General features: G+C 70.2%; 21 protein-coding genes, 1 tRNA gene and 2 pseudogenes. 16 read left to right on the forward strand and 8 right to left on the reverse strand.

The window, feature by feature from the left end; translation table 11 throughout:
- From ACIDOCELLA78_RS000000108945 to ACIDOCELLA78_RS000000108960, 4 genes are all read right to left on the reverse strand, one after another.
- Positions 1-1,507, reverse strand: a 1,507-nt coding sequence (locus tag ACIDOCELLA78_RS000000108945) for a valine--tRNA ligase (RefSeq protein ID WP_201729289.1), incomplete at its 3' end; no start/stop codon positions are given.
- A 51-nt stretch (positions 1,508-1,558) separates the two neighbouring features.
- Complete coding sequence (locus ACIDOCELLA78_RS000000108950; RefSeq protein ID WP_201729290.1) at positions 1,559-2,125, reverse strand: DUF2497 domain-containing protein; 567 nt, start codon at positions 2,123-2,125, stop codon at positions 1,559-1,561.
- Positions 2,122-3,630 (reverse strand): TolC family outer membrane protein, encoded by a 1,509-nt coding sequence (locus tag ACIDOCELLA78_RS000000108955; RefSeq protein WP_249676324.1) that lies wholly within the window; start codon positions 3,628-3,630, stop codon positions 2,122-2,124. Before ACIDOCELLA78_RS000000108955 ends, ACIDOCELLA78_RS000000108950 begins: the two co-directional genes overlap by 4 nt.
- A 91-nt stretch (positions 3,631-3,721) precedes the next feature.
- Positions 3,722-4,384 (reverse strand): protein-L-isoaspartate O-methyltransferase, encoded by a 663-nt coding sequence (locus ACIDOCELLA78_RS000000108960; protein WP_201729292.1) that lies wholly within the window; start codon positions 4,382-4,384, stop codon positions 3,722-3,724.
- A gap of 122 nt (positions 4,385-4,506) precedes the next feature.
- Between ACIDOCELLA78_RS000000108960 and ACIDOCELLA78_RS000000108965 the strand changes: the two genes are divergently transcribed.
- Together ACIDOCELLA78_RS000000108965 and ACIDOCELLA78_RS000000108970 are read left to right on the forward strand one after the other, a co-directional pair.
- A tRNA-Cys gene (locus tag ACIDOCELLA78_RS000000108965) sits at positions 4,507-4,580 on the forward strand.
- A gap of 131 nt (positions 4,581-4,711) precedes the next feature.
- A pseudogene (locus ACIDOCELLA78_RS000000108970) lies at positions 4,712-6,606 on the forward strand (AMP-binding protein).
- Between the two features lie 55 nt (positions 6,607-6,661).
- On the opposite strand, the gene gloB reads toward ACIDOCELLA78_RS000000108970, so the two are convergent.
- Positions 6,662-7,393: a hydroxyacylglutathione hydrolase gene (gene gloB / locus ACIDOCELLA78_RS000000108975; protein ID WP_201729293.1), complete on the reverse strand. Its 732-nt coding sequence runs from the start codon at positions 7,391-7,393 to the stop codon at positions 6,662-6,664.
- 32 nt (positions 7,394-7,425) lie between these two features.
- On the opposite strand from gloB, the gene ACIDOCELLA78_RS000000108980 reads away from it, so the two are divergent.
- Entirely contained in the window at positions 7,426-8,130 is a 705-nt protein-coding gene (locus ACIDOCELLA78_RS000000108980; protein ID WP_201729294.1) for a methyltransferase domain-containing protein, read from the forward strand.
- Between the two features lie 7 nt (positions 8,131-8,137).
- Here ACIDOCELLA78_RS000000108980 and ACIDOCELLA78_RS000000108985 read toward each other — a convergent pair whose 3' ends face one another.
- The gene (locus tag ACIDOCELLA78_RS000000108985) at positions 8,138-8,659 is read right to left on the reverse strand and encodes a Spy/CpxP family protein refolding chaperone (protein WP_201729295.1); all 522 of its coding nucleotides are present in this window, start codon (positions 8,657-8,659) and stop codon (positions 8,138-8,140) included.
- A 203-nt stretch (positions 8,660-8,862) separates the two neighbouring features.
- Here ACIDOCELLA78_RS000000108985 and ACIDOCELLA78_RS000000108990 point away from each other — a divergent pair, with 203 nt between their 5' ends.
- From ACIDOCELLA78_RS000000108990 to rimI, 4 genes are read left to right on the forward strand one after another with little or no spacing between them, the layout of a single operon-like run.
- Positions 8,863-9,420 (forward strand): NifU family protein, encoded by a 558-nt coding sequence (locus ACIDOCELLA78_RS000000108990; RefSeq protein WP_201729296.1) that lies wholly within the window; start codon positions 8,863-8,865, stop codon positions 9,418-9,420.
- 57 nt (positions 9,421-9,477) lie between these two features.
- A complete protein-coding gene (locus ACIDOCELLA78_RS000000108995; protein ID WP_201729297.1) occupies positions 9,478-10,062 on the forward strand; it encodes a malonic semialdehyde reductase in 585 nt (194 codons plus the stop codon).
- Position 10,063: 1 nt separating this feature from the next.
- Positions 10,064-10,735: a tRNA (adenosine(37)-N6)-threonylcarbamoyltransferase complex dimerization subunit type 1 TsaB gene (gene tsaB, locus ACIDOCELLA78_RS000000109000; RefSeq protein WP_201729298.1), complete on the forward strand. Its 672-nt coding sequence runs from the start codon at positions 10,064-10,066 to the stop codon at positions 10,733-10,735.
- A 38-nt stretch (positions 10,736-10,773) separates the two neighbouring features.
- Positions 10,774-11,178, forward strand: coding sequence for a ribosomal protein S18-alanine N-acetyltransferase (gene rimI / locus ACIDOCELLA78_RS000000109005; RefSeq protein ID WP_201729331.1), 405 nt, complete (start codon positions 10,774-10,776; stop codon positions 11,176-11,178).
- Here rimI and ACIDOCELLA78_RS000000109010 read toward each other — a convergent pair.
- Positions 11,159-11,422: a sulfurtransferase TusA family protein gene (locus ACIDOCELLA78_RS000000109010; RefSeq protein WP_201729332.1), complete on the reverse strand. Its 264-nt coding sequence runs from the start codon at positions 11,420-11,422 to the stop codon at positions 11,159-11,161. The genes rimI and ACIDOCELLA78_RS000000109010 overlap by 20 nt on opposite strands.
- Positions 11,423-11,580: 158 nt before the next feature.
- On the opposite strand from ACIDOCELLA78_RS000000109010, the gene ACIDOCELLA78_RS000000109015 reads away from it, so the two are divergent.
- Both ACIDOCELLA78_RS000000109015 and ACIDOCELLA78_RS000000109020 read left to right on the forward strand, forming a co-directional pair.
- Positions 11,581-12,027 (forward strand): MucR family transcriptional regulator, encoded by a 447-nt coding sequence (locus ACIDOCELLA78_RS000000109015; RefSeq protein ID WP_201729299.1) that lies wholly within the window; start codon positions 11,581-11,583, stop codon positions 12,025-12,027.
- A 169-nt stretch (positions 12,028-12,196) separates the two neighbouring features.
- Positions 12,197-12,991, forward strand: a complete 795-nt coding sequence (locus ACIDOCELLA78_RS000000109020) for a DeoR/GlpR family DNA-binding transcription regulator (RefSeq protein ID WP_201729300.1) — start codon at positions 12,197-12,199, stop codon at positions 12,989-12,991.
- A gap of 211 nt (positions 12,992-13,202) precedes the next feature.
- Here the strand turns inward: ACIDOCELLA78_RS000000109020 and ACIDOCELLA78_RS000000109025 are convergent.
- Positions 13,203-13,867 (reverse strand): annotated as a pseudogene (locus ACIDOCELLA78_RS000000109025) (alpha/beta hydrolase).
- A gap of 480 nt (positions 13,868-14,347) precedes the next feature.
- Between ACIDOCELLA78_RS000000109025 and cysE the strand changes: the two are divergent.
- From cysE to ACIDOCELLA78_RS000000109060, 7 genes are all read left to right on the forward strand, one after another.
- Positions 14,348-15,067 (forward strand): serine O-acetyltransferase, encoded by a 720-nt coding sequence (gene cysE, locus ACIDOCELLA78_RS000000109030; RefSeq protein WP_201729301.1) that lies wholly within the window; start codon positions 14,348-14,350, stop codon positions 15,065-15,067.
- Complete coding sequence (locus ACIDOCELLA78_RS000000109035) at positions 15,042-16,208, forward strand: cysteine desulfurase family protein (protein WP_201729302.1); 1,167 nt, start codon at positions 15,042-15,044, stop codon at positions 16,206-16,208. Before cysE ends, ACIDOCELLA78_RS000000109035 begins: the two co-directional genes overlap by 26 nt.
- Before the next feature lie 52 nt (positions 16,209-16,260).
- A complete protein-coding gene (locus ACIDOCELLA78_RS000000109040; protein ID WP_201729303.1) occupies positions 16,261-16,593 on the forward strand; it encodes a ferredoxin family 2Fe-2S iron-sulfur cluster binding protein in 333 nt (110 codons plus the stop codon).
- A 4-nt stretch (positions 16,594-16,597) separates the two neighbouring features.
- The gene (gene mnmA / locus ACIDOCELLA78_RS000000109045) at positions 16,598-17,635 is read left to right on the forward strand and encodes a tRNA 2-thiouridine(34) synthase MnmA (RefSeq protein WP_201729304.1); all 1,038 of its coding nucleotides are present in this window, start codon (positions 16,598-16,600) and stop codon (positions 17,633-17,635) included.
- Between the two features lie 240 nt (positions 17,636-17,875).
- Positions 17,876-18,187 (forward strand): RNA chaperone Hfq, encoded by a 312-nt coding sequence (hfq, locus tag ACIDOCELLA78_RS000000109050; RefSeq protein WP_201729305.1) that lies wholly within the window; start codon positions 17,876-17,878, stop codon positions 18,185-18,187.
- Between the two features lie 6 nt (positions 18,188-18,193).
- Positions 18,194-19,504, forward strand: a complete 1,311-nt coding sequence (hflX, locus tag ACIDOCELLA78_RS000000109055) for a GTPase HflX (protein ID WP_201729306.1) — start codon at positions 18,194-18,196, stop codon at positions 19,502-19,504.
- 26 nt (positions 19,505-19,530) lie between these two features.
- The gene (locus tag ACIDOCELLA78_RS000000109060) at positions 19,531-20,361 is read left to right on the forward strand and encodes an inositol monophosphatase family protein (protein WP_249676327.1); all 831 of its coding nucleotides are present in this window, start codon (positions 19,531-19,533) and stop codon (positions 20,359-20,361) included.
- Positions 20,362-20,382: the final 21 nt, after the last annotated feature.

Raw genomic sequence — 20,382 nt, forward strand, 5'->3', positions numbered from 1 at the left:
TGATGTCGAACCCCGTCACCAGCACGTCGCCCGGATAGTAGCGCGCCAGCTCCGCCGTCGTCTCCGGCCAGCCGAGCGTGGAGAACGGCCACAGCGCGGAGGAGAACCACGTATCGAGCACGTCCTCGTCCTGCCGCAGTGCCACCGCCGCGCCGAACCGCGCCTCGGCCTGCGCCCGGGCCTGCGCCTCGGTCTCGGCGACGAACACGCTCCCATCCGGCGCATACCAGGCCGGAATCCGGTGCCCCCACCAGAGCTGGCGCGAGATGCACCACGGCTCGATGTTGCGCATCCAGGCGAAATACGTGTTCTCCCACGATTTCGGCACGAACTGCACCCGCCCGTCCTCCACCGCCGCGATCGCCGGCCCCGCCAGCGCCTCGGCGTTGCAGAACCACTGCTCGGTCAGCAGCGGCTCGATCACCGCGTTCGAGCGGTCGGCGTGCGGCACCGCGTGCACATGCGGCTCGATCGTCTCCAGCGCGCCGGTCTCCTCCAGATGCGCCACGATCCGCCGCCGCGCCTCGAACCGGTCGAGCCCGTCAAGACTGTCGAGAAACGCCGCGTCTTGCGGCGCGCATTCGGCGCGGATCTCGGCCAGCGTGATCCGCGCCTCGCGGTCCAGCACCGAGGGCATCGCCAGCCCATGCCGCTGACCCACGCCGAAATCGTTGAAATCATGCGCCGGCGTGATCTTCACCGCGCCCGAGCCCTTCTCCGGGTCGGAATGCTCGTCGGCGACGATCGGCACCCGCCGCCCGGTGATCGGCAGGATCACGGTGCGGCCGACGAGGTCGGCATAGCGTTCGTCGGTCGGGTGCACCGCCACCGCGGTATCGCCGAGCATCGTCTCCGGCCGCGTCGTCGCCACCGTGATGGTCCGCGCCGTCCCCTCGATCGGGTAGCGCAAATGCCAGAGATTCCCCTTCACCTCGCGCATCTCGACCTCGAGGTCGGAAATCGCCGAGCGGAACACCGGGTCCCAGTTCACCAGCCGCTTGGCGCGGTAGATCAGCCCGTCATTGAACAGCCGGACGAAGATGGTCCGCACCGCCTGCGACAGCCCCTCGTCCATGGTGAAGCGCTCGCGCGACCAGTCCGGCGAGGCGCCGAGCCGGCGCAGCTGGCGGGTGATGTTGCCGCCCTGCTCGGCCTTCCAGCTCCACACCCGCTCCAGGAAGGCGTCGCGGCCGATCTCCTGGCGCGATGTGCCCTCGCGCTGGAGTTCGCGCTCCACCATCAGCTGGGTGGCGATGCCGGCATGGTCGGTCCCCGGCTGCCACAGCGCGTCCCGCCCGCTCATCCGGTGATACCGGATCAGCGCGTCCTGCAACGTCATCGTCAGCGCATGGCCGACATGCAGGCTCCCCGTCACGTTGGGCGGCGGGATCATGATGGTGAAGGGTGCGGCCGCGCGCGAGGGATCGGCGGCGAAGGCGCCGGCGTTTTCCCAGATTTCATAGAGCCGCGTCTCGAACGCGGCGGGGTCGAAAGTCTTGTCCAGCATGAGGCTCTTATGCGCGAAACCGGGCAGGGGCGAAAGCCCGCCAGGCGCGCCTTACGGGCCGTCCTCGCCGATCAGCCGCTCGATTTCCGACCGCACGATCCGCTCCACCACATTGGGCAGATGATCGTCGAGCCAGGCCTTCAGCAGCGGCCGCAATTCCGCCCGCACCATCTCCTCGATGGTGATGTCGCCGCGCCCGAGTGCGAGCCCCCGCTCCGGTGCGACCGTGCGGCGCAGCGCGCCGATATGCTCGGCGGCGCGCTGCGCGGCCTCGGGGCTGACCAGCCGCTCGGGATCGCGCAGCGACACCGCGGCGGCGTCGATCGTCTGGTCCAGCGCCATGCCCGGCGGCGTCGCGCCCGACAGCACCGCCCCCGCCGCCATGGCGCCGCCCTGTGCGAGCGCGTCGCCCGTCTCCGGCTTCGGGGTGACGCGCCCTTCCGCGACCATCATCGTCGGGTCGAGGTCGAGCACCGGCCCGGCGGCCGGGGCCGCCGCCGTCTCCGTCTCCGCCGCCGGCATGGCGACGGCGTCATCGTCCTTGAGGATGCGGCGGATGGAGGAAAGGATTTCGTCCATCGAGGGTTCGGCCGCTTGATCCGTTGGCGTTCCGCTCATGGGTGAGTGTCCCCTGGCTTGATGTGCAGTTCGCTGGGCCCGTCCGGCGCCGTTTTGGGCCGGGCGAGCAGGGTGCCGTCCGGCGCGATGCCGGCATTGCGGAAGGCGACGTTGCCGTTGCCGAACAGCGCGCCCTTCACGGTGTCGTAATATTTGAGGTCGTCATACTGCGTGACCGGCAAGGCGAGGTCGCTCGCCGTCAGCCGCCCGATCGCCGCCGCGATCGCGTAGGATTCGTCAACCTCGGAGGCGATGTTCTGGATCTGCGTCGTCTGCGCGTTGAACAGCTGCTGCTGCGCGTTCAGCACGTCGAGCGTGTCGCGCGTGCCGACGATCTCCTGCCGCTCGGTGCCGTCGAGCGCGATCGCGTCGGCCCGGATCTGCGCCCGGCTGCTGGCAATCGCCGCCCGCGCCGCCTTCAGCCCCTCGAAGGCCTGGGTCGCCTGCTGCACGGCGGCGCGCTGCGCGTCGATCACCCCGGCATAGGCGTATTGCACATTGTCCCGCGCCTGGCGGATCGCGGCATATTGCTTGCCGCCCTGGTAGAGCGGGATGGTGAGGTTGGCGAGGATCTGCCCGCCGGTGGTGCGCGAATGCGGCCCGCTGGGGTTCGATTCGTCGAAGGCCGAGGCCGAGAGCGAAAGCTGCGGCCCGAGCCCGGCCACCGCCGCATCCATCGAATCCTTCTTCGACGCCATGGTGAACAGCGCCGCCACCACCGTCGGGTTGTTGGCCAGCGCCGCGCGGGCGAGCGCCTGCTTGCCCGCGCGCCCAAGGGCGAGCGGCTGCGGCGGCACCAGCGTCTTCGCCGGATAGGCGCCGACCAGCTGGCGGAAATTCTCGTCGGCGATATGCAGGTTGCCCCGCGCCACCGCGATCTGCTCCTGCGCCCCGGCCAGCGAAGCCTCGGCCTGCGCCACCGAGGTCTCGGTGATCTCGCCGACCTTGAACTGGTCCTTCACCGCCCGCAGCTGCTGCGCCAGCACCGCCTCGTTGCTGCGGTCGAGCGCCAGCAGATGCCGGTCGGTGATCACCGTGACATAGGCGTTGACCACCTTGCCGAACACGCTCTGCTCGGTCGCGAGCAGTTGCGCCCGCGCGGCATAGACCTCGTTCTTCGCCTGGTGCACCTTCGCGATCGTCAGCCCGCCATCGAAGATCGACTGGTTGACGGTGATCTGCCCGATCGCGTCGTTGCGCGCCGCGGTCAGCGTCGAGCGCGTCAGCTGGGTCTGGCCAAGCGCGTTGACCGCGTTGAACGCGCTCTCGGTGGTCTCGTCGACCCGCCCGGCCGAACCCTGGATGGTGATCGTCGGCCGCCAGCCGGCAAGCGCCGCCGGCACGTTCTCGTCGGTCGCGCGCAGCGTCGCCCGCTGTTCCTGCAAGGTCGGGTTGTTGGAATAGGCCTGCGCCAGCGCCGCGGTCAGCGTCGCCGGGCGCCCGTCGCCCGCCGCCCGCGCCGCCGGCGCGGCCAGCAGCGCCGCCACCGGCAATGCCGCCGTCAACGCCGCCCGAATCCGCCGGTTTCCCGGCCGTGCCCGTCCTGTTCGCAAAGGGGCTGTCTCCTCAAATGAGAACATCAAATCCATCATGATATCAAAAACTGAATGCAATCTTACGTTCGAAGGCCGCAAGCGCCGGCATGTTGCAATCCGCCATGGCCCGGTGGGCGAACCGCCCGCCAACCGCCTCGGCCACCACCAGCCGGCCGATGCCGCCCTCGCGCAGCACGCCCACCAGCTTTCCGCCCGGCGCGAGCTGCGCGGCGAAGCCCTCCGGCAGCGCGTCCACCATGCCCTCGATCACGATCACGTCGAACGGCGCCTCCGCCGGCGCGCCCGCGGCGAGCGCGCCGCCGATCAGCCGCACCTCCGGCGCCTCGGCGGCCAGCGCCGCCGCCGCCGCCGCGCGCAGGCCCGCGTCCTCCTCCAGCGCCGTCACGCGCGCGCCGCACGCCGCCAGCACCGCCGCGCCGTATCCGGTGTTCGCGCCCACCACCAGCACCCGCGCGCCGGGGGAGGGGGCGGCGAAATAGGCCAGCCGCGCCACGCCGAGCGGCGCCGGCATGAACCGCCCGCCGCCGAGCGGCAGGTCGGCGTCGGCATAGGCAAGGCCCGCCTGCGCCGCCGGGCAGAACCGCTCGCGCCGGATCGTGCGCATCGCGATGATGATCCGGTCGTCCGCGATATTGTTGGGCCGGATCTGGCCGTCCACCATCATCGTGCGGGCGGCGCGGAAATATCCTTCTTTGTCCGACATCGGAGATCCTCTACGCTGAAGCCGCCCCTCTATAGGACGCGCGGCCCGATCCGGCAAAGCCATCGATCCCCGGGGCTTGACCGCCGCCGGTCCCGGCCCGATAAGCCGGGTTCAGCCGCGCCGGTCCGGTGGCAGAGTGGCTATGCAGAGGACTGCAAATCCTTGGATGTGGGTTCGATTCCCGCCCGGACCTCCAGCAGCGCGCAATCCCGCGCCGCGGCGCTCATCTCCGCCCCGATCCGCCGTCCCCCCCGATTGCCCGCGGCACCGCTTGCTCCTAGTCTCTCCGGCAACGACCGGCCAACGGAACCGACGGGAGCGAAAGACATGTCCAGCCACTACCAGGCGCGCTACGATTCATGGCACGAAGCCCCGGAGGCCTACTGGCACGAGGCCGCAAGCCGCATCGACTGGATCACCCCCTATGAAAAAGTGTTCGACCCCGCGCAGGGCCCGTTCGGCCGCTGGTTTCCCGGCGCCACGCTGAACACCGCCGCCAACTGCCTCGACCGTCACATCGCCGCCGGCGCCGGCGAGCGCATCGCCCTGATCTGGGACAGCGCGATGGAAGGCCGCATCGCCCGCTACACCTACCGCGCCCTGCGCGACCGGGTGGCGAAACTCGCCGGCGCGCTCGCCGCCCGCGGTGTCGCGAAGGGCGACCGCGTGGTGATCTACATGCCGATGGTCCCCGAAGCGGCGATCGCGATGCTCGCCTGTGCGCGGCTCGGCGCCATCCATTCCGTCGTCTTCGGCGGGTTCGCCGCCCCCGAGCTGGCCAGCCGCATCGATTCCGCCGAGCCGAAACTCGTCATCGCCGCCTCCTGCGGCCTCGAACCCGGCCGCGTCGTGCCCTACAAGCCGATCCTCGACGCCGCCCTGGAGCGCGCCGCCCACAAGCCGCGCGCCTGCCTGATCTTCCAGCGCGAGGCCCTGCGCGCCGATCTGGTCCCCGGCCGCGACGAGGATTATCTCGACGCCGAGGCCGCCGCCGCCCCGCACGATCCCGTCCCCGTCGCCGCGACCGACCCGCTCTATATCCTCTACACCTCCGGCACCACCGGCCGGCCCAAGGGCATCGTCCGCGACAATGGCGGCCACGCCGTCGCCCTCGCCGCCACCATCCCGATGATGTACGACGTCCACCCCGGCCCCGGCTCCGCCAGCGAGGTGATGTGGACCGCCTCCGATGTTGGCTGGGTCGTCGGCCACACCTATATCGTCTACGCGCCGCTGCTCGCCGGCGTCACCACCGTGATGTACGAGGGCAAGCCCGTCGGCACGCCGGATGCCGGCGCCTTCTGGCGCGTCTGTGCCCAGCACGGGGTGAAAACCCTCTTCACCGCCCCCACCGCCCTGCGCGCGATCAAGCAGCAGGACCCCGCGGGCGCGCTCACCCGCCAATATGATCTCTCGAAGCTCGAAGCCCTGTTCCTCGCCGGCGAGCGCTGCGACCCGCCGACCGCCGAATGGGTCGCCGCCCTGCTCGGCAAGCCGGTGATCGACAACTGGTGGCAGACCGAAACCGGCTGGCCGATCTCCGCCCGCTTCCGCGGCCTTGGCCTCACCGCGTTCAAGCCCGGCTCCGGCGGCCGCCCCTGTCCCGGCTACGACGTCCAGGCCCTCAACCCGAGGGCGGGCTCATGCCCCAGGGCGAGGTCGGCGCCCTCGCCATCCGCCTGCCGCTGCCCCCCGGCTGCGCCCCCACCCTCTGGCAGGACGACGAGGGCTACCGCCGCGCCTATCTCGACGCCTTCCCCGGCTGGTACCGCACCGGCGATGCCGGCATGGTCGATGCGGATGGCGATATCTGGGTGATGGGCCGCACCGACGACATCATCAACGTCGCCGGCCACCGCCTCTCGACCGGCGCCATGGAAGAGGTCCTCGCCGCCCACCCCGATGTCGCCGAATGCGCGGTGATCGGCCGGCAGGACGCGGTGAAGGGCGAGGTGCCGCTCGGCCTCGTCGTGCTGAAATCCGGCGTCGCCCGGCCGGATGCCGAAATCGCCGCCGAACTCGTCGCCCTGGTGCGCGAGCGCATCGGCCCGGTCGCCGCCTTCAAGGACGCGCTGGTGGTCCAGCGCCTGCCCAAGACCCGCTCCGGCAAGATCCTTCGCGCCACGATGAAGCAGATGGCCAACGGCGCGCAGCCCGTCATCCCGCCCACGATCGAGGACGCCGCCGTGCTCGACCAGATCGCCCCGCTGCTCTCGCCCTGATCTTTGCCCCGGCCCGCCGCCTTGGTCAGACTCCTGCTCCGGCCCGCGGCCGGGATCAGAACCTGTCCTTGGCGGCGCGCAGCCGGGCGAATTCCTCGGCCGAGGCGGCGCGAAGAAACGGGTTGGCCGCCAGCTCGTCGGCAAGCCGCACCGGCAGCGTCGGCGCGCCCGCCGCCCGCAGCCGCTCCACCTCCGCCGCCCGCGCCGCGAGCGCGGCGTTGTCGGGGTCGACATGCCGGCCGAACCGCGCGTTCGACAGCGTATATTCATGCCCGCACAGCATCAGCGTCTCGGGGTCGAGTGCCGCCAGCGCCTGCAAGCTCGCATGGAACTGCGCCGGCGTGCCCTCGAACATCCGCCCGCAGCCGAGGCTGAACAGCGTGTCGCCGCACGCCGCCGCCGCATCGCCGAACACGTAGGTCACATGCCCGACCGTATGCCCCGGGGTCGCGATCATCCGCACCGCCGCCCCGCCGAGATCGATCGTCTGCCCCGGCGCCAGCGCTACGTCGAGTTTCGGCAGCCGCGCCGCATCCGCCGCGTTGCCGGCGATAAGCGCGCCGAACCGCGCCGCGAGCGCCACCGCCCCGGCGATGTGATCGTCGTGATGATGCGTCAGCAGCACCCAGTCCAGCCGCCCGCCCGCGTCCTCCACCGCCCCGATCGCCGCCGCCGCGTCCGCCGGATCGACGAAGGCGGACGCGCCGCCATGCGCCACCAGCCAGGCGTAATTGTCGGCGAGCATCGGCACCCGCGTGATCGTGAAGCCGCGATGGGAAATGGCCATGCTCCGTCCTTCTCACATGCTATAGGGGAGGGATGCGTCTCGATGCGCCCTCGATCGCCGATTTCTACGCCACGCCGCGCGGCGCCGCCACCGCACGGCTGATCCGCGCCCGGCTGCGCGATTTCTGGCCCGAGGCGCGCGGCCATGAGGTGCTCGGCCTCGGCTATCCCGCCCCCTATCTGCGCCTCTGGCGCGACCAGGCGGCGCGCTGCATCGCCGCCGTGCCGGCGCAGATCGGCGCCGCCCCCTGGCCCATCGCCCGCCCCGGCCTCAGCGCGCTGGTCGAGGACGATGCCTTGCCCTTCGCCGATGTCAGCATCGACCGGCTGCTGCTGATCCACGGTCTCGAACACGCCGAAACCGCCCGCCGCCTGCTGCGCGAGGCCTGGCGGGTGCTGCGCCCCGAGGGGCGGATGATCGTGGTCGTGCCCAACCGCGCCTCGTCCTGGGCCTATCTCGACCGCACGCCCTTCGGCCACGGCCAGCCCTATTCGCCCTCCCAGCTCGGCCGCATGCTCGCCGATTCGCTGTTCCGGGTCGAACGGCGCGACGCCGCGCTCTTCCTCCCCCCGCTCGGCGGCCGCGCCATCCTCCGCGCCGCCCCGCTCATCGAGCGCGCCGGGCGGCGCATCGCCGCCCAGGCCGGCGGCGTCGTCATCACCGAGGCGACGAAGGACGTCGCCGGGCTCATCCCGCTGCGCGCCGGCCGCCGCCGCCTCGTCCTCGCCGAGCGCTGAGGGGGCGTCAGCCCTTGGCGCGTAGCTTCCGGTGATGCGCCATGTGGTGCTCGGCATAGGTCCGGAACATGGAATCGACCGTCTTCTGCTGCGCCGCGTCCAGCTTGCCGTAGAGCGTCTGGAACGCGGCGGTCAGCTTGTTCATGTTGTCCGCCTGCTTCGCCTGGATCGCGGCGAAGGACTCCATGTTCTGCACCGCGTTCATCGTCGCGAGATGCGCGGCCCGGCTCTGGTAGAGCGTCGCGATCGAGGTCGCGTTGTCGCGCGAGACCTGGGCGAAGCCGTGCCACGCGTCCTGCTCGGAAGCGGTGATCCGCAGCTTCGCCTTCAGCGCCGCGAGCCGGTGATCGACATGCGCGAGCATGCGCGACTGCGGGGCAGGGGTGGCCGTGGTCGTGGTCTTGCTCTTGCTCTCGGGTGTCGCCGCCCTTGCATGCGGCAGGGCGATCGCGGCGATCGAGGCGCCGGCCATGGTCGCGGCCAGCAATGCGGCGGGCGCGTGGGCGCGGAGGGAGCGGATCGGCTTCATGTCGGAACTCCGGTTGGTTGAACCACCCCGCTCTAGCCCGCCCTTCATGACGCGATGCTGGCGCCGCCGTGTCGGAATCATGGCCTACGGCGATTTCATCCGCGGTTTCGCCCTGCGTCAGCCCCCCTTGTTCTTTGCCCCGATCGGGACGATGTTGTGCCGGAGAGGACCGCACAGGTCCGGTTTGACGACGGAGACCGCCAATGTTCATCGAAACCGATGTCACCCCCAACCCCGCCACGCTGAAATTCCTCCCCGGCCGCGAGGTGCTCGGCCAGGGCTCGGCCGATTTCGACACCGCCGAGGCGGCTGGCGCGAGCCCGCTGGCCGCGGCCCTGTTCGCGCTGCCCGGCGTCACCCGCGTCTTCCTCGGCGGCGATTTCGTCTCCGTCACCAGCGACGATCCCGGCGCCTGGCCCTCGCTCAAGCCGCAGGTTCTCGGCGCGATCATGGAGCACTACCTCTCCGGCCGCCCGGTGATGGACAGCGCCCAGGACGCGGCGGCGGAGGATGTCGACCCGGCCGACCGCGAGATCGCCGACCAGATCAAGGAACTGCTCGACATGCGGGTCCGCCCGGCGGTCGCCGGCGATGGCGGCGACATCGTCTTCCGCGGCTTCCGCGACGGCGTGGTCTCGCTGCACATGCAGGGCGCCTGCTCCGGCTGCCCCTCCTCGACGGCGACCCTCAAGATGGGTATCGAGAACCTGCTCAGGCATTACGTCCCCGAAGTGAAATCGGTGCAGCAGGTGATGGCCTGAGCCGGCCGGCGGCCTGACCGGGCCGCCCCGACGTCCCGAACCCAACGGAGTGTCCGCATGACCCTCGATGCCGGCGCGCTCGATGCGCTGTTCCGCACCGCCCGCACCAAATCCGCCTGGACCGGCGCGCCGGTCCCGGACGACACGCTGCAAGAACTCTACGACCTGCTGAAATACGGCCCCACCTCGGCCAATTGCTCGCCCGCGCGCTTCCTCTTCCTGCGCAGCCCCGAATCGCGCGAGCGGCTGAAACCCGCCCTCAACCCCGGCAATATCGACAAGACGATGGCCGCCCCAGTCACCGTCATCGTCGCCCACGACCCGCAATTCTACGAGCACCTGCCGAAGCTCTTCCCCCATGCCGATGCCCGCGCCTGGTTCGCCGGCAACCCCGACCTCGCCGAGGAAACCGCCTTCCGCAACGGCACGCTGCAAGGCGCCTACCTCATCATGGCCGCCCGCGCCCTCGGGCTCGATTGCGGCCCGATGTCCGGGTTCGACAAGGCGAAGGTCGACCAGACCTTCCTCTCCGACCAGGGCTGGCGCTCGAATTTCCTGATCAATCTCGGCTACGGCGAGCCGGCGGACCCGTTCCCCCGCGCCCCGCGCCTCGGGTTCGACGAAGCCTGCGTCCTGCTCTGACATGGCGCCGCCCGCCGCGCGCCTGCTGGTGCTCGACGCCGCGTTGAAATCCGCCCGCGCCGGCGTGATCGCGGGCGATCGCGTGCTCGCCGCGCGCGAGGGCGCGCCCGAAACCGGCCTGGCCGACCTGCTGCCGCTCTGGGCAGCGGATTGCCTGGCCGAATCGGGGCTTGCCGCGGCGGCGCTCGACGGCATCGCCGTCACCATCGGCCCCGGCAGCTTCACCGGCCTGCGCGCCTCCCTCGCGCTTGCCCAGGGAATCGGCGTCGCCGCCGGCGTGCCGGTTCACGGCGTCACCGTGGGCGAGGCGATGGCGGCGATGCTGCCCGGCCTCGGCCGCCCGCTCTGGGTCGTCACCACGGCGCGGCGCGGCCGGCTTTTCCTCGAACGAAACGGCGCCGCCAGCGCCGTCGACGAGCCCGACCTGCCGGCGCCGGAGGGCCCGATCGCCATCGCCGGCGACCGCGCGGCCGACATCGCCGCCCGCCTCGCCGCGGCCGGGATCGATGCCGTGCCCACCGGGATCGACGCCTGCACCATCGCCGGCATCGCCATCGCCCTGCGCCAGCGCCTCGCCGCCGGGCTGCCGCCGCGCGCGGCCGCCCCGCTCTATGTCGACCCGCCCGAGGCCCGCCTGCCCGCCGCCGGCCTGCGCCCGCCGCCGCGCCGCTGAGCGTGCCCGCCCCGCTGCCCGCCCCGTTGCCCGCCACAATGGCCCATGCGGCGTCCCTCGCCGCGATCCACGCCGCCGCCTTCCCGGACAATCCCTGGCCGGATACCGCCTTCGCGGCCCTGTTCCAAAACCCGACGACCTTCGGCTTCATCGACCCCGCCGGCGGCCTCGTCATCGCCCGCGCGGTCGCCGGCGAGGCCGAGATCCTGACCATCGGCGTCGCCCCGGCCGCCCGCCGGCGCGGCATCGCCCGCGCCCTGCTCGCCGCCGCCCTGGCGGCGGCGCGGGGCAGGGGGGCCGAGACCGTCTTTCTCGAAGTCGACGCCGCCAATGCCGCCGCCGCCAGCCTCTATCGCGAAGCCGGCTTCCGCCCCGCCGGCAGCCGGCGCGACTATTACGGCGCCGGGCGCGACGCGCTGCTGTTCAGTCTTCCGCTTTCCTGATCACGACAACGGCGCTGCCATCGGGCAGATCGAACATGTCGAGCAGGTCGTGCCCCTGGTCGGCGGCGGCGCGCGGCACGTTCGCCCGCGGCTCGGCGCCGCGCAGCCGCACCAGCAAAATCTCCCCCGCCGCCATCGAATCGAGCGCCAGCCTGGTCCGCACATAAGTCATCGGGCAGGTCTCCGCAGTAATGTCGATGGCCCGGTTATGGGCGGGAAGTTCCATGACTTTCGTATCCTGGATTACCATTTTCTAACCGTTTTCAAAAAATGGAACAGCGTTGAGCTAAATTACCTGCGCCTTTCGGACGAATTTCAAAGGTAAATTCTTGCAATTTACATCAAAATGCTCCAGATCAAGTCTAAGGTAAATGATCAAGTAGAGGCGAAGAAGGACCAGTGATGCCGGATAGCCAGGACACTCAACAACTCCTACAACTCACTGCGCAGATTGTGTCGGCGCATGTATCGCACAATTCGGTTTCAGCCGAAATGCTGCCCGCGCTCATCCGGGATGTCTATATGAGCCTCAGCGGAACGGATCAGCCTGTCGAAGAGCCGCCGCCGCCGCTCGAGCCGGCAGTCAATCCAAAGAAATCCGTCTTCAACGATTATATCGTCTGTCTTGAGGACGGTAAAAAACTCAAGATGCTTCGCCGTCACCTTAAATCCGCTTACAATCTGACACCCGAGCAGTATCGCGAGCGCTGGGGATTGTCGAGCGACTATCCGATGGTCGCGCCCGCCTACGCCAAGCAGCGCTCCACCCTCGCCAAGAAAATCGGCCTCGGCACCAAGACCGCCGGTTCGACCCCTTCCGGCTCCGCCCGCGGCAAGAAGGGCGAGTAGCCCGCTCCACCGGTTCCGGCCAAACGCCCGGCGGCAAACCCGCCGGGTTTTTTGCGTCTGCCTGCCCGCCCGTGCCGCCCGATTGCCTTTTCGCGCGCCCTGGTCCAACAATATTCGCAATCGAAACGCCGCCCTCTTTTCGTTTCGTATGCAATATAAGGAACATCGCGTGTCGGATCATGCCGCATCCATCAGCCGGCGGGCGGAAATCGTCGCCCTGGTCGAACAGAACGGCTTCCAGACGATCGAGGCGCTGGCCCGCCATTTCGACGTCACGGTGCAGACCATCCGCCGCGATCTCAACGCGCTCGCCGCCGATGGCAAGCTCAGCCGCTACCGCGGCGGCGCCGGCCTGCCGTCGAGCATCGAGAACATGGAATACAACCGCCGCCGCGTGGTCCATCTCGAAGCCAAGCTCCGCATCGCCGACATGGTGGCGGCGGACATTCCCGAGCACGCCTCGCTTTTCATCAATATCGGCTCGACCACCGAACAGGTCGCCCGCGCCCTGCTCGGCCATCACGACCTGTCGGTGATCACGAACAATCTCAACGTCGCGCGGATCATGAGCGAAAGCACCGATTTCCGCGTCATCGTCGCCGGCGGCATGGTCCGCAACCGCGATGGCGGCATCACCGGCCAGGCCACCCGCGACATGTTCGACCGTTTCCGCGTCGATATCGGCATCATCGGCGTCTCCGGCATCGACGCCGACGGCGCGCTCTACGATTTCGACATGGACGAGGTGATCTGTTCGCAGGCGATCATCCGCAACGCCCGCCGCGTCGTCCTCGTCACCGACCATTCCAAGTTCGGCCGCCCGGCAATGGTGCGGATCGGCACGCTCGCCCAGGTCTCCGCCCTCTATACCGACCTGCCGCCGCCCCCGCCCATCGCCGCGCTGATCGGCACGCTCGGCATCGAACTGCACGTCGCCGAGCCGGCAACGCCGCCGCTCGCCTGATCGCGCGCATCAAAAACGCCCGGTCCCTCGCGGGGCCGGGCGTTTTCTCGTCGTATCGCGATCCCGCTTTCTTGCCGTATCGCGATCCCGCTTTCTTGCCGTATCGCGATCCCGCTTTCTTGCCGTATCGCGATCCCGCTTTCTTGCCGTATCGCGATCCCGCTTTCTTGCCGTATCGCGATCCCGCTTTCTTGCCGTATCGCGATCCCGCTCAGTCGGCCGCCAGCGCCATGTGCTTGCGCGCGATCTCGCCGCTGACATAGGTCTCCACCGCCTCGCCGATCGCCTCGGCATGGTTGGCGAACACGTGGTCGGCGCCTTCCAGCACGCGGTAATCGACGGCGACACCCTTCTGCGTGTTCAGCTTGTCGACCAGCTTGCGCACCGAATTCTCCGGCACCAGTTCGTCGGCGTCGCCGTGGATCATCAGCCCGCCGCAAGGGCAGGGGCGAGGAAGCCGAAATCGTAATGCGCCGCCGGCGGCGCAACGCTGATCCAGCCCGAAACCTCCGGCCGGCGCATCAGCAGCTGCATGCCGACGAAGGCGCCGAACGAATAGCCCGAAATCCACAGCCCGCCATGCCCGGGGTTCAGCGCCTGCATCCAGTCGAGCGCCGCGGCCGCGTCGTTGATCTCGCCCATGCCGCCGTCATAGCTGCCCTGGCTGCGCCCGACGCCGCGGAAATTGAACCGCATCACCGAGAAGCCCAGCCGCTGGAACACCTGATACATCGTGTAGGTGATGCGGTTGTTCATGGTTCCGCCATGCAGCGGATGCGGGTGCAGCACCAGCGCCAGCGGCGCCCCCCGGTCCTTGGCATGGTGATAACGCCCTTCGAGACGGCCATCCGGCCCGGCAAACATAACTTCAGGCATGGTCTTGTCTGGTCTTTCCCAATCGATCGTCACATCACCCGGCCTTGATCGTCGCCGGATGCAGGAATGTTCCCCCGTCGGCGGCCTGCCGCCGCCCTCGCGCCCTCAGGTGCCGCCGGAGCCGGGGAAACGGCTTCGACACTTATATATAGGTTGCCTCCACGAATGATTGACCGGTCCGGTATGCATACCTACTCTCCCCGTCATGACGCGCGCGACGACCCGCAAGCATGGCCCCGAAAGCCGGCCCCAAAACCGCCTGTCCGGCATGCGGATCGCGGTTGTCCAGCCCTCCCGCGGCACACCGCGTCGCGCTGTTGCCATGAACACCGGGGAAGCCGTGCGCCAAAACTTCGTCTCCCGCCCGAAAAATCGTATCCCGGGGCCCGCTAGAGCTTTCATTTCCTCCATCCGGCGCCAATATCGCCGGAGAGGCACACAGATAACGGATGGCATCCAGATTTTCCACGGAAATGTCGCATGAGCTCAATGTTTTTGCGTGAAACCATCCGGGCCTACCGCCAGCGCGATCCGGCCGCCCGGTCGGATCTCGAGGTTCTGCTGTGCTATCCGGGCCTGCACGCCATCCTGCTGCACCGCGTCGCGAACTGGCTCTGGCGGCACCGGCTGCGCCTCGCCGGCCGCTTCCTCTCGCATCTCGCCCGGGTGGCGACGGGAATCGAAATCCATCCGGGTGCGACGATCGGCCGCCGCTGCATGATCGATCACGGCATGGGCGTGGTCATCGGCGAAACCGCCGTGCTGGGCGACGATGTCTATCTCTACCACCAGGTCACGCTCGGCGGCACGTCGAGCGAGCGCGGCAAGCGCCACCCGACGCTGGCCAACAACGTCATCATCGGCGCCGGCGCCAAGGTGCTGGGCAACATCCTGATCGGCGAGAACGCCCGCATCGGCGCCAACGCGGTCGTGGTCGCCGATGTGCCGGCGAATACCACCGTGGTCGGCATCCCCGCCCGCCCGGTCGAGCGCGGCACCGCGATCCGCCCGCCCAAACCCCGCTTCGATCCCTACGGCACGCCCTGCGATCCCTGCATCGACCCGCTGCTGAGCGAGATGGAGCGTCTGCGTGCCGAACTAACCGATCTCGAAGCCCGCGTGGCCCGCGCGGAGTCGCGCGCGCAGTATCAGGCGGACTCGCGCGAAACCGATCATGACGCCCCCATCGCCCGGCGCTGATCCCGGCCTCTATCTCGACGCCAACGCGACCGAGCCGCTCCGCCCCGCGGCCCGCGCGGCGGTCCTCGCCGCCCTCGATCTCGTCGGCAACCCCGCCTCGGTCCATGCCGAGGGCAGGGCGGCGCGCAAGCTGCTCGAATCCGCCCGCGCCACCCTCGCCGCGCGTCTCGGCGCCCGCCCGGAAAACGTGGTCTTCTGCGCCGGCGCCACCGAGGCGAACGCGATGGCGATCCACGGCCTCGCCGCCGGCGGCGGCATCGTCATCGGCGCCACCGAGCACGACGCCGTCCGCGCCGCCGCTCCGGATGCCGTCATCGCCCCGGTCGATGAAGCCGGCCGGCTCGACCATGCGGCCTTCGCCGCGTGTCTCGCCGCGCACCGCCCCACGCTCGCCTGCGTCATGGCGGCCAACAACGAAACCGGCGTGCTGAACGACATCGCCGCCATCGCCGCCCTCTGCGCCGCGAGCGGCACGATGCTGCATGTCGATGCCGTGCAGGCCGCCGGCCGCGTGCCCAACCCGGACTATCTCGCCCAGGGCGCGTCCAGCGTCGCCGTCTCCGCGCACAAGCTCGGCGGCCCGAAAGGGGTGGGCGCCCTGCTGCTCGCCGCCGATGCCGCGTCCCGCCTCGTCCCGCTGGTCCGCGGCGGCGGGCAGGAACAGGGCCGCCGCGGCGGCACCCACAACCTGCCCGGCATCGCCGGCTTCGCCGCCGCCCTCGATGCCGCGCATGCGACCCCGCGCCCCGACCAGCGCCCCGACCCGCGCCTCGCCGCCCTGCGCGACGCGATCGAGGCCGGCGCGCGCGATTGCGGCGCAATCATCGCCGGCGCCGGCGCGCCCCGCCTCGCGAACACCACCTGCCTCGTCCTGCCCGGCCTTGCCGCCGAAACCCAGGTCATCGCGCTCGATCTCGAAGGTATCCGCATCTCCGCCGGTGCCGCCTGCTCCTCCGGCAAGGTCGCCCGCAGCCACGTCCTCGCCGCGATGGGCCTGGGCGATCTCGCGTCCAGCGCCATCCGCGTCTCGCTGCCCTGGAACGCGCCGGCGGATGCGCCGGCCCGCTTCCTCGCCGCATATCGGCGTCTTGCCGCCCGCGCCTTGCGCAAATCCGCGCATGTCTCTACCTCCGCAGCGTGAACGGCGCCCGGATCGCGCGCCTTCGTCAACGCAACCGGATCAAGGGTCTCACATGCCGAACATGACTTTCATCGAGCGCGACGGCACGCGCCGGACGGTGGACGCCCCGTCCGGCCTGTCGGTGCTCGAAATCGCCCACAAGCACGGGATCGACATCGAAGGCGCCTGCGAGGGCTCGCTCGCCTGCTCCACCTGCCATGTCATCGTCGAGCCCGACTGGTTCGCGAAGCTCGCCGCCGCCTCGGAAGACGAGGAAGACATGCTCGACCTCGCCTTCGGCCTCGAAAAGACCTCCCGCCTCGGCTGCCAGATCGTGATGTCCCCGGCGCTGGACGGGCTCGTCGTGAAGCTGCCCGCCGGCGTGCGGAACGCGCAGAACGGCTGAGATCGTGCGCGTCGTCGTCGCCATGTCCGGCGGGGTGGACAGTTCGGTCGTCGCCGGGCTGATGCACGAGGCCGGGCACGAGGTGATCGGCGTCACCCTCCAGCTCTACGATCACGGCGCCGCCACCGGCCGCAAGGGTGCGTGCTGCGCCGGGCAGGACATCCACGACGCCCGCAACGTCGCCGACCGTCTCGGCATCGCCCATTACGTGATCGATGCCGAAACCGCCTTCCGCAGCGCGGTGATCGGCGATTTCGCCGATGCCTATGCCGCGGGCCGCACCCCGGTCCCCTGCGTGCGCTGCAACCAGCACCTCAAATTCGGCGACCTGCTCGGCCTCGCCCGCGATCTCGGCGCGGCGGCGCTGGCCACCGGCCACTATGTCCGCCGCGAGGAGGGGACGCACGGGGCCGAGCTTCACCGCGCGGTCGATGCGCGGCGCGACCAGTCCTGGTTCCTCTTCGCCACCACGCGCGACCAGCTCGAATTCTCCCGCTTCCCCCTCGGCACCATGCCGGACAAGGACGCCGTCCGCGCCGCGGCCGCGCGGATGCACCTGCCCGTCGCCGAAAAGCCGGACAGCCAGGACATCTGCTTCGTCCCCTCCGGCACCTATGCCGACATCGTCGCGAAGCTCCGCCCCGATGCCGCCGCCCCCGGCGAAATCGTCACCGAGGACGGCGCCGTGCTCGACCATCACCAGGGTATCGCCCGCTACACGGTCGGCCAGGCGAAGCGCCTCGGCGCCGCCTCCGGCCATGTCGTCACCAGGATCGACGCCGCCCGCCGCCGCATCGTCGTCGGCCCGCGCGGCGCCGGCGGCCGCGAGGTGAGGATCGCCGAGCCGAACTGGCTGATCGATCCGCCCGCCGCCCCGTTCCGCGCCAGCGTCAAGCTCCGCGCCGGCGAGGCGCCGCACCCCGCCGAGATCGACATCGCCCGCAACCTCGTCACCCTCGACACGCCTGCTTTGGCCGCCCCCGGCCAGGCCTGCGTCGTCTATCAGGACTCCCGCGTTCTGGGCGGCGGCTTCATCTTGTGATCTTGTGATCTTGTGATCTTGTGATCGACACCACGGCCGCCACGGTCGTTTTTTTCGCCCATCGCCGGCAAGCCTGATTGGTTTCGCGGCCGCGCCGGTCTATATCCACATCGGCGCCATCCGTCTGCCCGCAGTCCGGCGGGCCGGAGCCGCTCTCGCGTGCCGGATCTCCCGGAAGCGGGTCGACGCAACCACGCCATGGCACAAGCCATGCACGGCAAGAAAAAAAGGATTCCACACGTGGCCAACGAAAAATCGCAGAACGTGCAGGATGTGTTCCTCAATCACGTTCGCAAGAGCAAGACCCCGGTCACCGTGTTCCTGGTGAACGGCGTGAAGCTTCAGGGCGTCATCACCTGGTTCGACAATTTCTCCGTCCTCCTCCGCCGCGACGGGCATACCCAGCTCGTCTACAAGCACGCGATCTCGACCGTGATGCCTGGCGCGCCGATCCAGCTCTTCGACGCGGCCAAGGCCGATGCGCCGGCCAGCGCCAGCGGGGCGACCCTCACCCTCGGCCGCGCCGGCGATGCCGATCGCGACGCCGAGTAGGCCGGATTGAGCATACCGACAAAGGCCGCGCCCACCCGCGCCGCCATCCTGCTGCCCTGGGAGCATGGCGGGCGGCGCAACGGCCCGCGCGAGGCCGAGGCCCGGCTGGCCGAGGCCATCGGCCTCGCCGCCTCCATCGGTCTCGTCATCGCCCATGACGAGATCGTCCAGCTCCGCGCCCACCGCCCCGCCACCCTGTTCGGCGAGGGCCAGGTGAGCCGCATCGCCGAGTCCATCGCCGAGGCCGAAATCGACGTCGCCGTGGTCGATTCCGTGCTCAGCCCGGTGCAGCAGCGCAATCTCGAACGTGCCTGGAAATGCAAGGTCATCGACCGCACCGGCCTGATCCTCGACATTTTCGGCGAGCGCGCCCGCACCGCCGAGGGCGTGCTCCAGGTCGAACTCGCGCATCTCGCCTACCAGCGCTCCCGCCTCGTCCGCTCCTGGACCCATCTTGAGCGCCAGCGCGGCGGCTTCGGCTTTCTCGGCGGCCCCGGCGAAACCCAGATCGAGGCGGACCGCCGCCTGATCACCGACCGCATCGCCCGCCTCCGCCGCGAGCTTGACGAGGTCCGCCGCACCCGCGCCCTGCACCGCGCCGCGCGCAACCGCGTGCCCTATCCCGTCATCGCCCTGGTCGGCTACACCAATGCCGGCAAATCCACCCTGTTCAACGCGCTCACCGGCGCCACCGTCCACGCGCAGGACCAGCTCTTCGCCACCCTCGACCCGACGATGCGCCTCATCGTCCTGCCCTCCGGCCGCCATGCCATCCTGTCGGACACGGTGGGCTTCATCTCCGACCTGCCGACCGAACTCGTCGCCGCCTTCCGCGCCACGCTCGAAGAGGTCGCCGCCGCCGACATCATCCTCCATGTCCGCGACTGCGCCCACCCCGACAGCGCCGCCCAGCGCGCCGACGTCATCTCGGTGCTCGATGGCATGGCCCGCTCCGGCATGATCGACGAGGGCTGGTCCTCCCGCTGCATCGAGGTGATGAACAAGATCGACCTGCTCGATCCCGCCACCGCCGACCTGCCGGGCCCCGCCGCCATCGCCGTCTCGGCGCTGTCCGGCGAAAATCTCGAAACCCTGCGCGCCGCGATCGACGCCCGCCTCGCCGGCGCCATGCAGGTCGCGACCTACTGGCTCGCCCATGCCGACGGCGCCGCCCTCGCCTGGCTCTACCGCCACGGCGAGGTGCTCTCCCGCGCGGATGGCGAGGAGTCGATCGCCATCGAGGTCCGGCTCCGCCCCGAAGACCGCGCCCGCTTCGAGCGCGACCACGAAGCCGCGCTGCACGCCCCGTCGCCCTGACCCATCGTCCCGGAATCCCGCCCATGATGCCTGACAGATCCGATCTTTCCGCCATCGCGGCGCTGCTGCGCGAGGTCGCCGGCAGCATCGTGATGCCGCGCTTCGGCCATATCGGCCCGGCCGACATGCGCACCAAATCCGGCCCGCTCGACCCCGTCACCGTGGCCGACGAGGCGGCCGAGCGCGCGCTGACCGCGGGCCTGCGCGCCCTCTTCCCCGATGTCGCGGTGATCGGCGAGGAATCGGTCGCCGCCGATCCCGCGCTGCTCGGCGCGGTCGCCGGCCCCGGCCCGGTCTTCGTGATCGACCCGATCGACGGCACCCAGAACTACGCCGCCGGCCTGCCGCTGTTCGGCCTGATGATCGCCCTGGTCGAGGGCAACGAGACCATCGCCGGGCTGATCCACGACCCGCTGCGCGACGACACCATGCTCGCCACGCGCGGCGCCGGCGCCTTCCTGCTCCGCGGCGCGGCGGAGCGTGCCGAATTCCTGCCTTTGCGCGTCGCATCCCCGGCGCCGCTCGCGCAGATGATCGCCTCGGTCTCCTGGCAATACATGGAGCCGGCCGAAAAATCCCGCGTGCTCGGCAGCCTCGCCGCAATCGGGCAGACGCCCAACCTGCGCTGCGCCGCCGCCACCTACCGCGCCATGGCCTCCGGCCACATGCACGCCGCGGTCTCCCGCCGCACCCTGCCGTGGGACCATGCCGCCGGCACGCTGATCGTCGAGGAAGCCGGCGGCCATGTCCGCCGGCCGGATGGCGAGGCCTGGCGCCCCGCCGATATCGATGGCGGCCTCATCGCCGCCGCCGACCGCGACACCTGGCACCGCCTGCGCGACGCGCTCTATTTATGAATAAGTTAGAGCACGTTCCGA

It is taken from the genome of Acidocella sp. C78, from assembly GCF_907164655.1.